This window comes from Symploca atlantica LB2515, from assembly GCF_052546295.1.
On sequence record NZ_JBQWMT010000001.1, the window covers coordinates 1,567,250 to 1,580,976 of the forward strand.

Annotated in this window: 9 protein-coding genes; 2 read left to right on the forward strand and 7 right to left on the reverse strand. The window is 45.5% G+C overall.

The window, feature by feature from the left end:
* Positions 1 to 16 precede the first annotated feature (16 nt).
* Complete coding sequence (locus ACT7WV_RS06745; RefSeq protein ID WP_445102168.1) at positions 17 to 757, reverse strand: phycocyanobilin:ferredoxin oxidoreductase; 741 nt, start codon at positions 755 to 757, stop codon at positions 17 to 19.
* Positions 758 to 1,055: 298 nt separating this feature from the next.
* On the opposite strand from ACT7WV_RS06745, the gene tatA reads away from it, so the two are divergent.
* Positions 1,056 to 1,232 (forward strand): twin-arginine translocase TatA/TatE family subunit, encoded by a 177-nt coding sequence (gene tatA, locus ACT7WV_RS06750; protein WP_445102169.1) that lies wholly within the window; start codon positions 1,056 to 1,058, stop codon positions 1,230 to 1,232.
* 245 nt (positions 1,233 to 1,477) lie between these two features.
* Here tatA and cphA read toward each other — a convergent pair whose 3' ends face one another.
* Together cphA and ACT7WV_RS06760 are read right to left on the reverse strand one after the other, a co-directional pair.
* Positions 1,478 to 4,159: a cyanophycin synthetase gene (gene cphA, locus ACT7WV_RS06755; protein WP_445102170.1), complete on the reverse strand. Its 2,682-nt coding sequence runs from the start codon at positions 4,157 to 4,159 to the stop codon at positions 1,478 to 1,480.
* A gap of 1,062 nt (positions 4,160 to 5,221) precedes the next feature.
* Entirely contained in the window at positions 5,222 to 6,073 is an 852-nt protein-coding gene (locus ACT7WV_RS06760) for a cyanophycinase (protein ID WP_445105590.1), read from the reverse strand.
* Between the two features lie 773 nt (positions 6,074 to 6,846).
* Between ACT7WV_RS06760 and trmD the strand changes: the two genes are divergently transcribed.
* A complete protein-coding gene (trmD, locus tag ACT7WV_RS06765; protein ID WP_445102171.1) occupies positions 6,847 to 7,557 on the forward strand; it encodes a tRNA (guanosine(37)-N1)-methyltransferase TrmD in 711 nt (236 codons plus the stop codon).
* A gap of 29 nt (positions 7,558 to 7,586) precedes the next feature.
* Here trmD and ftsE read toward each other — a convergent pair whose 3' ends face one another.
* The 4 genes from ftsE to cheB form a co-directional block, all read right to left on the reverse strand.
* On the reverse strand, positions 7,587 to 8,312 hold the full coding sequence (gene ftsE, locus ACT7WV_RS06770; protein ID WP_445102172.1) for a cell division ATP-binding protein FtsE: 726 nt from the start codon (positions 8,310 to 8,312) through the stop codon (positions 7,587 to 7,589).
* A gap of 159 nt (positions 8,313 to 8,471) precedes the next feature.
* The gene (locus ACT7WV_RS06775) at positions 8,472 to 9,227 is read right to left on the reverse strand and encodes a WecB/TagA/CpsF family glycosyltransferase (RefSeq protein WP_445102173.1); all 756 of its coding nucleotides are present in this window, start codon (positions 9,225 to 9,227) and stop codon (positions 8,472 to 8,474) included.
* A 421-nt stretch (positions 9,228 to 9,648) separates the two neighbouring features.
* Complete coding sequence (locus ACT7WV_RS06780) at positions 9,649 to 12,480, reverse strand: response regulator (RefSeq protein WP_445102174.1); 2,832 nt, start codon at positions 12,478 to 12,480, stop codon at positions 9,649 to 9,651.
* 175 nt (positions 12,481 to 12,655) lie between these two features.
* On the reverse strand, positions 12,656 to 13,675 hold the full coding sequence (gene cheB / locus ACT7WV_RS06785) for a chemotaxis-specific protein-glutamate methyltransferase CheB (RefSeq protein ID WP_463424226.1): 1,020 nt from the start codon (positions 13,673 to 13,675) through the stop codon (positions 12,656 to 12,658).
* Between the last annotated feature and the right edge of the window lie 52 nt (positions 13,676 to 13,727).

The following is a 13,727-nucleotide window of genomic DNA, read 5'->3' on the forward strand; positions in this document are numbered from 1 at the left end:
AAACTATCCGTCACCATTACGGTGTTGGTATGTCAAATAGTACTGATGTCATGTAACGTTGAGTCCATTCAGCGCCAAAAGCTTTTTCTAGCACACGGCGCGTTTTGTCATTTTGTTGTTGCTTAGTGCAGTAGTAGCGTTGACCCAAAAGAATTTCTGCTTGTTGTTCTGGAGATACAGGTAAAGCCTGGGCAGCGTAGGCACAATGAATTTTGAGAAACCCCTCAACCCGTGAAAGAAAATGAGCTTCTTCCTCTGGGCCATCTGGTCTAATAAACAAACAAAATTCAGAAAAAATATCTGCCCAATCTGGCAATCCCCGCTGCTGAGAAAACTCAGTTATTGGCAATGTTTGTAGGGCAAGACGATAATTTTCGGGTAAAATGCGCTCAGAATTAACAGGAGATAGGTCAACGATCGCTGCTGAGATTTGTCCCCTTCCTCCAACCAAATCGCAGCCAAACATGGGTAAGGCATATTCGGGGCGAGGAAACATTACACAGTGCAAGATATCCAACGTTGTACCAACTTTCGCCAGTTCCAGATGCATTTTCCGGAACTGAGTTGTCTGATAGCAGTGGTTTTCAATCGTTAGTTTTTCCCCTTCTAAGCGTCCTTCTACATACCCTAAATCTGCTGGTAGGTGATAAGGCTCAAGTTCCAACTGCTCTTGCCAGATAGTTTCTATCAAGTCAGCTAGTTGGCAAATTACAGGGTGCTGTTGTTCTCGCAGGGAAGGTTTCAACGTGTTTGACATTGCAGAAATGTAAGACAAATCCTGACTCACATATGATCAGACAGGATTAAGTGACAAAGTGTATAGCTTAAGAATATCAGTTAGTCCTGCTCCAGAACACCTCTGGCAGGAGTAAAGACCGTTTGACGATCTTTACTCCTAAAAGATAGGATTGCCGATTGTTAAATATTAGTTTTTGATTGAGCTACTCTACTCCAGAAAACTCTAAGGGTTCATACACAACGAACAGGTCTGACCTGACGCTTATTTTCACCATTAGTGTCTATAGTTAGTGAAAGAGAGTTGACAGGAAAGCAGTATGTTTGGTTTAGGGTGGCCTGAAGTGGGCGTAATCTTAATTATTGCTCTAGTGATTTTTGGACCCAAGAAAATTCCGGAAATTGGCAGTGCTCTGGGAAAAACCCTGAGAGGCTTCAAGGATGAAGTGAATAAGCCAGCTTCTGATCAAGAGGAACCAGAGCAAGATAGCCCTTAGTAGTTGTCACAGAACAGGCTAAAAATCCAACCCAGGACTTAAGTACTAAGGGGCTTTAGTTCTGATCTCGATAGATCAAGCTAATCTAGTCAAGGCTATATTTGTTTTTTAGGCAATTCCCTGAGCGGTCAGGAAAAATTTTGGTGTATTTAGTGGGTTACTGAATAAATGTCAATATCGTAACTAAATAGTAGAAACCCTTTTGTGCTCCCCACTAAATATCCTGGGTCGGGATTTGCCCCTGATTAATACACTTCCGGTGTTTTAACTAAATTCGGTTGATGTTCAACCACAATCTGCTCAGAGATATTCTCCGGCAGAGGGCGACGCTCCTCAATCAGGCTGATTGCCCTGGTGACAGATTCCGGCAGGATCACGACTAAACCGCCAGCGGAGGCTTGGTCTAAGCCAGTGTTGATCGCGTCTGTTTCCTTAAGGATGGTTTCATACTGGCAGTCGGGATCCACTTGCCTGATGCCCTGACCAATTAGCTCTGCAGCCTCGCCTGTGGGACGCCCTCGTCGATCATCGTCTTCTTTGACGATAATCCGGTTAAACACTTTAGCAGAGAGTTTTCCCAGTTCAATAAGGTCTTCATCACGGCGATCCCCAGGGCCTCCAATCACCCCAAGACGCTCTCCTGGCCAATTACGGACAAAACTCCCTACCGCCTGATAGCTGGCAGGGTTATGGGCATAATCGATCAGGGCATGGTAGCGACCGAGATTAAACAAATTCATCCGTCCCGGTGTCTGATCTACGGAAGCCCGGAATGTTCTTAAAGCTGAGCGAATGGCTTCAATCGAAACTCCCTGAGCAAATGCTGCCAAACTTGCTGCTAAGGCATTAGCAATCATGAAAGGTGCTAATCCCGACATGGTTACCGGCAACTGCACAGCCTGTTCAATCCGCAGTGTCCAATCTCCCTTAAGGATTGACAGATAACCATTCTCATATACTGCCGCCAGACCACCTTGCCGGGTGTGTTCCTGCACTAATTGATTGTCTGGGTTCATGCTGAAGTAAGCCACTCGACTCCTCACCCGTTGAGTCATTGCTGCCACCAGAGGATCGTCGGCGTTGAGTATGGCATAGCCACTGGGACTTACTGATTCAGCAACCACACTCTTAACGCGGGCCATCTGTTCAATTGTCTCAATGTCGCCAATCCCTAGGTGGTCAGCAGAAACATTCAATACTACGCCAATGTCACAACTATCAAACGCTAAGCCCGAACGCAGGATACCACCACGAGCAGTTTCTAGTACTGCCACCTCAACAGTCGGGTCTTTGAGAATTACCTGAGCACTTTGGGGACCAGTAGTGTCACCTTTTTCTACTAAATGCTCATCAATATAAATACCGTCAGTAGTCGTATAGCCGACAACTTGCCCGGTTTGTCGATAGATATGGGCAATCAAGCGCGTCGTTGTGGTTTTGCCGTTGGTGCCTGTAATCGCAACGAGGGGAATACGGCTCGGTTGTCCGGCAGGGAACAGCATATCTAGTACTGGTGCTGCTACATTCCGGGGAAGACCATGACTAGGGCAAACATGCATCCGAAAACCAGGAGCTGCATTTACTTCTACCACCACTCCGCCTACTTCTCGCAGAGGCTTGCTGATATCTGGCGTGACAATATCGATTCCCGCTATATCCAGACCAATAATTTTGGCAACCCGCTGAGCTAGCCACAGATTGTCCGGATGGATCTCGTCGGTTCGGTCTACAGCAATGCCGCCCGTACTGAGATTAGCAGTTGCTCGCAAGTAACAAACTTCACCTTTGTGGGGAACACTCTCAACTGTGTATCCCTGGCGTTGTAATAAATTCAAACTGGTGCGGTCTACGACAATCTTGGTGAGAACATTATCATGACCTTCACCACGACTGGGATGAAGATTAGTTTCCTCAATCAGTTCCTCAATGGTGGATTTGCCATCTCCAGTCACATGGGCAGGAATGCGCTCAGCCACTGCTACTAATTTGCCTTCAACGACTAAAACCCGGTGGTCAGTGCCGGGATAAAAGCCTTCAACAATCACGGCACGAGAGATTTCCCTAGCAGTGTCGTAGGCTTGTTCTGCCTCATCCCAACTATTAATGTCAAGGGTAATACCTCGTCCATGATTGCCATTGAGAGGCTTAAGCACTATTGGGTAACCACCGACATTTTCAATTGCCGCTTCGAGTTCATCTAGGTATTGCACCACGGTGCCTTGTGGCACGGGTACACCTGCGTCACGCAGAACCTGTTTGGTGCCTTCTTTATCACAAGCAAGCTCTACACCTAAAATCCCAGAGTAGTTACTCAAGGTTGCCTGAATTCGCTTTTGATAGACACCATAGCCTAACTGAATCATTGCTCTGGCAGAGAGAGGTAACCAGGGAATATTTTTGGCTTCGGCTTCTTTGACAAGGGCTTCTGTAGAAGGACCGAGAGCTGCATCACTAGCAAGTTCTCTTAAGTCTTTCAGGTCTTGCAGCAACTCGTTTTCGGGATAGGTGCCGGTATTGATTATGCTTTGACACAGCCGCACTGCTGCTCTGGCAGCGTAACGACCTGCTTGTTCATCGATATACTCAAATACTACCTGGTAGACGCCTGGTGTTGCCGTTTCTCTGGTGCGACCAAACCCCACCTGCATGCCTGCCATTTCTTGCAGTTCTAGGGCGACGTGTTCGACAATGTGTCCCATCATCGTGCCTTCTCTGATCCGACTGAGGAACCCCCCCCGGACACCTGGAGAACAATAGTGTTCCTCCAGGCTAGGGAGTACGGTGATTATTCCTTCATAGAAGCCGGAAATTTCATTAGAGGGACTGTCTGCGAGTTCCTCTAAATCGAGACGCATGACTATGAGTTTATGGCGTCGAATACTCCAATAGTTAGGACCGCGTAACGTCTGGATTCTCAGAATTCTCATAACCTATGACAAAGAATATGCAAGGAAACCCAAAGAAGTAATTATAGAAAATACGCCTTTAGAGCCCAACTTGCTATGGTCTGGGTTTCAGTGAGCTCTCTAAACAAGGGAGCTAGAATTTTTTCAAGCGGGCAATAGGGGTTTGCCATCTTTTTCCTTGATTCCAAAACCCTTACAATAACTAAACTCGTTGGGTACTGATTCTGCTAAAACTAAACCTGAACGCTTGAGAAAGCGAGGGGAGCTTTAACAAAAAACCAGGGGCGGGACAATTTTCTTCTCACTCAGCAATAATCGATTTTGGATCTTGAGATACTACCTAAGTGTTAAGTTTAGAAGGTTACATCTAAATCCCCTTAGCTTTAAGAAACAATCCAAAGTCGTCCTGAGAACGCATTAATTAACTGAGGTGACATCACAGAAATACACTGCGGGACCTGTTGAGAGTGAACATAAAGTTTCTGCTGCTCAGAGGGGAACGGCTTCATATTAGGTGACCTTGCTTCAACTTTGAATAAGAGCAGTGGCAGAGAATTGGAGTATTAGCTACTAGTGTCTCGCGGGCAAAAGCTCTTAAACTGTTCACAGAGAACAGTTTTCTTGGCAATAGAGACAAAACGAGAAAATAACTTCCAGTTCGCCACAATACTGTCGTACCAAGTTTTAAGAAAACTGAGTCTTGATTTATCCCACGCTGGCAAGACCGGGAATTTATCACTAGAAGAGAATGGTTAGTGGAAAATTGAGAAAAAGATTCCCTTTTCCCTTGTCCCTTTTCTCTGGTCGGTAGTCGGGGGGTCATTGCTCCCCCACCCCTCGCTGAACCGTGGATTTGCTTGGGGTTCAGGTTCGTCTGCCCTTGAGCAATCCCTTCGCTGTTCTTTCGCTGGGGTCGTTTGCCCTTGGGCCATCCCTTTGCGATGCCTTCGCTGGGATCGAAGGCACCGCTTAAGCAGAGTGAAGCAATAGAGACTACTCGGACGCGAAGACGGTGAGTAAGGGAGAAATGTAAACCTCTGCTTAGTGCATTGTTTCGATTAGAAGTTTTGAATAGCAAGGAACTCAGCCGTCCTGGGGAATCAGGGTACGCTTATGTAAATGGTAGCGGTTGCCATGACTAAGAATATGCACTCTTAAATTATGAATGCTGATCGGCTCGTTGGCATTGACCTCAGTATAGTTGGTATAACAAATTTCTCCTGGATCGACAATTGTCACACTGCCTTTTCCAATTACCTGTAATACACCATCTCGCTCAAACATGGCACAGGTATCTTCGTCAATTCCCATCCCTAAACGCTCAGGATGTTCAGCTACAGCGCTAATTAGACGGGCCATGCGATTGCGATTGTGGAAATGTTGATCCACAATTACCTCCGGGATCAGCCCCAGTCCCATAGTCATGTCTACCAATGAACGATTTGGTGATTCCCCACTGCCACCACCAGCAATCATGTGGTGACCCATGACCGCAGCTCCGGCACTAGTACCTGCCAGGGTAACCTCACCCAAATGTGCCCTTTGCCGCACTTTTGCCATGAGTGGCGTGTCTGCCAGTAGCCCACAAAGCCTTAATTGATCCCCACCAGTCATAAAGACCCCGGTACAATTTTCTATGTATTCCTGGAAGTAGGGATCTGAGCCTTGTTCGCGTTCGCGGATATCAAGAACTTTGATCTCCTTGGCCCCCATATCTTCAAAAATGTTCTGGTAGCGTTCTCCGCTGAGTACCGGTTCTCGCGAAGCTGAGGGAATAATCGCGATCCTAGCCTCATCTGACCCGGCACGACAAAAGAAGTTGTGCAGGATCTCGCGTCCATGAACTTTATCTTCAGCACCGCCAATTACTAAAATAGCGGTTTTAGTGGATTGAGGCATCCTAGTCCCATGCAATTGAGATTCTAACTGCAGCATAATGTCGGTTTTGGGCATGAGGTGATCTAAATTCTTGATTAGTGCTTTTCAAGAAAAGCGCCACTTCATACCGAATTTGACTCTGGCTCAACTACTCAGTAGGCTATGGCTGACAAAAACCGCAGACAAACTAAAGACCAGGTCATTACCGATTTTAACAATTGGCAATTTCTGCTTTAATCCTGTCAACAATTTCAGTCTCAATTTTTGCACCTGATGAATAAACGCCAATCAAAGTGGCAATCTTTCCTTATTTAAATTGCTATCTTCTCATAAAGCATGCCAAATCATGTAATTAATTTTTTGCCCTAGGACGCGGGAATATTCCCTCTCCTAATTTTTGCCTAGAGAACCAGTAACCTCTAGGAACCAAGCATGCTTAAGGACAACTATTAGCTAACAAATGAGTTTTCAGTACAAAGGCTTGTTCTGTAAAAGCCATCACACTGCAACTCCACTAGTTACTCAACTATCCATACATATCCATCAAGGTTTTTTGTTCTCTGAGATTAGCTACAACCCTTTGTGAGATTGGATGTAGCGATTTATCTTATCATCTTTTTCCCTGCACTTTGGAGTTAGTACCATAAATTCCGGCTCGATTTTAACTTGGCGTTCTGCGGTAATCTTAATCAGGATCCGCTCAATGATAGTCAGAGAGCAGATTATTCTAGGAAGGTTAAAGTATGCTAAAGAAACTAATTTCCCAACTCATACTTCCTTCAGCTTTTTCCCAGTTCTCACCTCGATGCTCGAAACACGATTAATGCCCTGTGAGATTTGATCTTGTAACTCTGTTCCCTGATTTCTTTACTTCTCCCCTGAGTTCGGGGCTGCTAGGTAAAGCACTAGCTAGAAAAATTGCCGAAGTGCATTGTGTGAATCCCCGCGACTTCGCTACCGACAAACACCGACGAGTCGATGATGAACCCTACGGTGGCGGTGTCGGAATGTTGATGAAGCCGGAACCAATTTTTGCGGCTGTAGACTCATTGCCAGTGTTACCCAGACGAGACGTCATTCTAATGACACCTCAAGGAAAATCCCTCAACCAACGCCTGTTGGGAGAATTAGCCCAGGGATACGACCAACTAGTAGTGATTTGCGGGCATTATGAAGGAGTTGATGAGCGAGTTCTAAACCTAGTAACCCGTGAGGTTTCTTTAGGGGATTTTGTGTTGACCTGTGGGGAAATTCCGGCCTTGGCGCTAATTAACGGTGTCGTGCGACTACTACCAGGAACAGTAGGTAAGGCTGATTCTCTGAAAACAGAGAGTTTTGAAGCAGGGCTACTAGATTATCCTCAGTATACGAGACCAGCGGAATTTAGGGGCTGGAAGGTTCCAGATGTATTACTTTCGGGAAATCATGCGGCAATTGCCCGCTGGCGAGAAGCACAACAGATTCAAAGAACCAATGAGCGTCGCCCTGATTTATATGCCGCTTGGCTGAAAGATGCTCAGCAACAAAGTGAAGAAAGCTGAGTTTTTGTGCAACACAACAGAGTGAATGCTCAAAAATTTCTATATAAGCGCCCTTCTCGTAGCTGTACGACTGAGCGATGGGAATTCTTCACTAAGCGCTCATCATGAGTGGTGACGATTACCGTTACACCAGCAGCGTTAAGTTTTTCCAGAATTTTCAATACTCGCCAAGAATTATCGGGATCGAGGTTACCAGTTGGTTCATCTGCCAGTAACAAGGGCGGTGTTCCAATAATCGCACGGGCAATGCTCACCCGTTGCTGCTCTCCTCCAGAAAGTTGCTCTGGAAAACAATCGGCTTTGTGAGGCAAACCGACTAACTTTAAAGTAGGCAGTAGCCGTCGTTTCACCTCTTTACGGGTGAAACCCTGGGCCCACAAGACAAAGGCGATATTTTCTGAGACTGTCCGTGTGGGAATGAGTTTGTAGTCCTGGAAAACGATGCCCAAACGGCGACGCAGCAAAAACAAGCGGTCACCTGTTAGTTGTCCGACATTGACCTGATCAATAATTACCTCTCCGGAACTCGGACGTTGCGCACCATAGAGAAGTTTTAGCAAAGTTGACTTGCCAGCACCAGAAGCACCAGTGATAAACAGAAAGTCTCCTCGTGGCACTTCTAGGTTGACAGCAAACAGCCCTCGGTTGCCATTGGGATAGGTTTTTGTTACCTCTCGTAGCTTGACCATTAGCGGGGCTTGGGCTGTAGAATCTGGGGTTTCTGGATAGGGGATAGGGGATCTTGTCTCGGTCATCGGAGCTAATTCCTGCGATCAATCTCAGCATTGGTGCAGCATTAAGCAAAGAAACACAGCCCTGCCCAGAAAGCAGAGCGTGGCGCAATACTAGAGTTATGCTTTTGGGGCATGCAGGAGATACAGAGAGTTTTTGCGGATCTCAAATCTCACCTTAGCTTATGCTCGCAGCTGAGCTAAAGCCTTGAGGGCAAAATGAGGCAAAGCCATCATCCGTCGCCAGCGCCAGGGTTCTTGATAAAGCCGGTAAAGCCATTCCAGGTGATTATCACCCAACCAAGCCGGCGCACGGGATTTATTGCCAGCCCAGATATCAAAGCTGCCACCGATACCCATCCAAGTCGCTTGGGGACACAAATGTCGGTGTTGGGCAATCCATAACTCCTGGCGAGGCACACCCAAGCCCACCAAAATCAGTCTGGGTTGCTTCTTCTGGAGGGTGTGCTGTAATTCTTGTTGAGCCTCCTCTGAAATGTAGCCATCAGTAACTCCCTGGATAGCTAGTTGGGGAAGTTGTTCTTGCCAATTTTTAACGGCTTGTGCAGCTACACCGGGGGCACCACCATAGAAAAAGACTGGGCAAGATGCCCCCCATTGAGCCGCTTGCTGCAATAATGACTCCGCTAGTTCAATTCCTGGACAGCGCCGCCGCCGTTGACCGCGCAGCCGCAAGTAAAGTATGATTCCAGCGCCATCTGGAATTACTAATTCTGATTGGCGGATAATCTGAGCTAGAGTTTCGTGACGCTCTGCTTGTATGGTCATTTCTGCATTGAGCGTGATCACATGAGTCCCTATCCCTTGGCTGAGGCGACTCCCTAGCCAGTTGCCGTAGTCATTTAATAAGTGAACCGGTAGTCCTAAAACGGTAAATTGTTCGGGTGCCTCTAGCACAGCTGGACCCTTGCATAGCATTACGTCTATCTCCTCACATCCCACACATCTTTACACGAGACAATTTATACAAAGACTATTCACTCACATCGCACACCAAGTCAGCTGAACCTGGAGAGCATCAGTATCATATCAAGTCCTTAAACGTCATTGGGCATACTGGCTAAAGGGTAATAAGCTGTATCAAAAGAAAGTGTAAAGGAGAAAGAAGTTTATATTGTAGGCGAAGATCACCTACGATTTTCTTTTCTCGGTTGCTTAGTAAATTCCTCTGCAACTGTTACCAATTAGTGTCCTGTTGCCCGTAATAGAGAGGCAGCAGGAGATAGTATTAGCTCAACTTCGTTTGTTACCTATTCCTGTGATCTCAGAAATCTCTGACAAATCCGGATAAGCTGAAGAAAAATTTTATTGTGAAAAGAGGTGATAATTGCAGGATTACTTAAACGAAAGCCTTCACGGCTACCTGTAGTTGTTCCATGACTTGCTGCAAAGAAGCTACAATTTCTGTGGCCCCTTCGAGAGACTGTTGCTTTGTCATAACTTCAAGTTTTTTAGCAAGCGCTAACAAAGGGGGAATGCCGACATTAGCCGAGCTACCTTTAAGACGATGGGCGTAGTATGCTACTTGAGCATAATCTAGCTTGAGAATCGCCTCTTCTAGAGCGATCGCATCCTGGGCCGCTGAATTAAGGAAAATTTCCAGGAGTTTCTGTTGTCTGGCAACCTTACCCCGTGAGATTCTCTGCAAACGCTCAAAGTCAATGAGGGGAGAAGTTTCGTGTTGAGGGATCGCTTCTTTTTCGACATTGGGTAGCTGCTCTTGAGGAGTAATCTGCTCCAGTTTTGCTTGATTAGTGTTGCTGACTGAACCTTGAGTTGTCCAGCGTCTGATTACTCTGGCTAAATCCCCTTGTTCAAGCGGCTTACTTAAATAGTCATCCATGCCTGCCCCCAAACATTTTTGACGATCAGCTAACATGGCATTAGCAGTCAAGGCAATCACCACTGTATGCTCTTGATTTCTCTCGCGGCGACGTAACTCCTGGATTGCGCTGTAGCCATCCATCACGGGCATTTGGCAATCCATCAAAACCAAATCGTAATCTTGCTTTTCTAATAACTCCAAGGCTTCCGAACCATTGGCTACACATTCCGCTTCGTAACCCAAGGTTTGCAGTTGGCTCAAAATCACAGTTTGATTAATCAGGTTATCTTCTGCGACCAAAATTTTTAGCTTTTTCTGAATATTTGCTGGCTGGCGAGCATCTTCAATGTCTTGATCAGATAAATTATCTGTTTTTCCTGTTGATGAAGTAGCAATACCCTGGTGATATAAAGGTTTACTTAGCTTAACTGTAAACCAAAAAGTTGAACCTTGATTGACTAAGCTATCTACACCAATTTCACCACCCATAATTGATGCTAATTGTTGGCAAATAGCTAATCCCAAACCAGTACCGCCATATTCTCTACTGGTTGAAGCATCTACTTGAGAAAAGGATTTGAAAATTTTGGGCAGTGCCTCAGGAGGAATACCAATACCCGTATCAGTAACAGCAAAGTATATGGTGGAATCTTGTTGGGTTTCACTTTGCAAATTAGTCTGAATTTTTATCTCGCCCTGCGGCGTGAATTTAATCGCGTTACTTACTAAATTAAGTAAAATTTGACGCAATTTACCAGGATCACCGTGTACTCTTTCCGGTAAATTTATATCAAATTCAGTAATTATTTTGATGTCTTTGTTTTGGGCAGGCAAAGTCATCAAACTTACACTTTCTTTAACGCACTCAGGCAAATTAAAATTGATATTTTCTAAATGCATTTCCCCCGCTTCTAGCTTAGAAAAATCGAGGATATCATTAATCAAACTGAGTAAATGTTTAGCGCTGGTGCTAATAGTTTTAGCATAATCTTTCTGCTTACCACCGAGTTCAGTCTGTAGCAATAACTCTGACATACCGAGCACTCCGTTCATCGGGGTACGGATTTCGTGACTCATATTGGCGAGAAACTGAGATTTTGTCCGGCTGGTTTCTAAAGCAGCTTCTCGTGCTTCTACTAATTCATTAATGGGGTGGTTAACAATAATAACGCCGCCCACTTGATTCTCTGGAGTGTACCAAGGTTGGATAGCCCAACGGCAATAATATGCTGTACCATCACTACGCTCCCATTGATCTTCAGCACAAGAAAGAAATTGTCCTTGTAGAGCTTGCTGATAGATAGCTTGATACTTCTCTCTTTGTTTTGGTAAAAGCTGATAATGACATTTACCTAAAAGAGAATTAACTGGTAATTGACTCTCAATTAGCCACTGATTGCTGTAGGCAAGATAACGCATTTGAGTATCCAACATTGCCATAGCTATCGGAGCATTATCAATCACCTTTCTCAGTTGTTGGTACTCTTTAGTTAGGCTAATCTCAGCCCGTTTGCGCTCGGTAATATCTAAACCAATCCCCCATCCTGCCCAACGAGGAATGGGAAAGCGATCGCCAAGGTTTGACCATGCTACTGTTTTAAGGCTACCGTCTTTACAAGTTATTTCCCATTCCGAGGAGTCCGGAGTCAACAGCCGAGAAACAGTAGTTGAATTTTCCTGGGAGACTGATGGTTCAACCACTGAATTACTGCTGTTAGCCAGCAGTTCCCGGACGTGGCGATGGTTGACAATCTCAGCGGCTGTATAGCCTGTAACTCTCTCACATTCACCGTTCCAGACAATAATAGTGCCTGTGACATCAAACGCCATCATCATCACAGGCATATTTTCTAACACTCTGCGGAGGCGCTGTTCACTTTCGATGCTGGCTTGATACGCTTCGTCTCTTTGTAGTCGGTTGATATAAGCTTGGGAATGGTAGCGGATACGGGCAATTAGCTCAACGGCATCGGGCAATTTAACCAAGTAATCATTAGCACCTGCTGTAAAAGCATCGGCCTTAAGTTTGGCATCTTCCTTAACTGAAAGTACGATGATTGGCAGTTCCGAGGTGTTTTCATTGGCTCGAAAAAAGCGCAGTAGCAGTAAACCATCCACCTCTGGCATGACTAAATCTTGCAAAATAACGGTGGGGTTAGTCTCTGTAGCCTGTTGAAGCGCTTGAATAGGGTCGCTACAGTAATGAAAAGTAATATCCTCTTCAGGAGCCAGCATACGCCTTACGGCTTCGCCAATCATGGGCTGGTCATCAATGAGTAAAACTGTGATGGGATATTCTTTCAAAGATGAAGCTGATGGGCTAGCTGAGCCATCCTGACTAACCATAATAATCTTATTTGCTTTCGGGGAAATTGATAAAGCCTGTTGACCGCAACTGTATAGCCTCGGAAAAATCTAGTTGATGGTTATAGTTAGTACCCTGCTTAGGGCGATATTATCTAACTACGGAAAAATTAACAGCTAACCAGAGGAGTATTTTTTGAGATTATAGACAACATAACTATCTTCCCAAGACTTTGATTATAGCTGTAGCAATCTCCTCAACTGGCAAGACTTCCATTGCAGCACCCAACTCTACCGCCGCCTTGGGCATTCCATAAACGACACAGCTTTTTTGATCTTGAGCAATTGTCTGCCAACCTGTAGACTGCAAAAGTGCCAAACCTTTGGCTCCGTCTCGTCCCATACCTGTTAGTAGCACCCCAACTCCTCGACCTTGCCAGTGCAACGATAAACTCTTAAAAAAAACGTCAACAGAGGGACGGTAGGGATAATCCCTAGGGTTCTTGGTGTAAGCAAACTTTTGATTTGATTGCATAACTAAATGGTCATTACTACCAGCAACTAAAACTTTTCCCACCTTGGGTACACAACCGGTACTTGCTAGCTGTACTGGCAAACTTGTTTGATTATCTAACCATTCAACTAAACCTGGGGCAAACTTAACATCAACATGTTGAATAATCACAAAAGCTGCTGGTAAACTCTTATCTAAGCCAGAAAGAATTGTTGCTAGAGCTCTTGGGCCTCCTGTAGAAGCTCCGATAGCCACTAAATGGTAGTTTGGCTTGGGTGAAAAGTCCCACGGCCAAGTAACCGGAGGCTGAGATTTTTTACTACCCGATTTACCGAGTAGTTTGCCAATAGTAGCAACCTTTGAGAGTAAATCTTCTCCCCCCTGGATAGAGCCATCAGAGTGCATAATTGGTGTCACAACAGCGTCTAGTGCTCCTTGTCCCATGGCAGCAAAAACCTTGGATTCTCGGCCACTGACAGAAGCTGTGACCACCAAAATTGCACAAGGGGAATTAGCCATAATGCGACGAGTTGCTTCTACTCCATCCATCACTGGCATCACCAAGTCCATCAGAATCAAATCGGGGGTATCTTCAGCGCATTTGGTAACTGCTTGAAGACCATTACGCGCCACCCAAGCAAGTTCATAATCTGGCACCGTCTGCAAAACACGTCGCAGAGCTTCTGTTACCATCAACGTGTCATCTACAATCGCTATTCGCATCCGCTCTGAAGTTTGAGATTTGCCACTACACATAGCAGTCATCGGTTAAGTG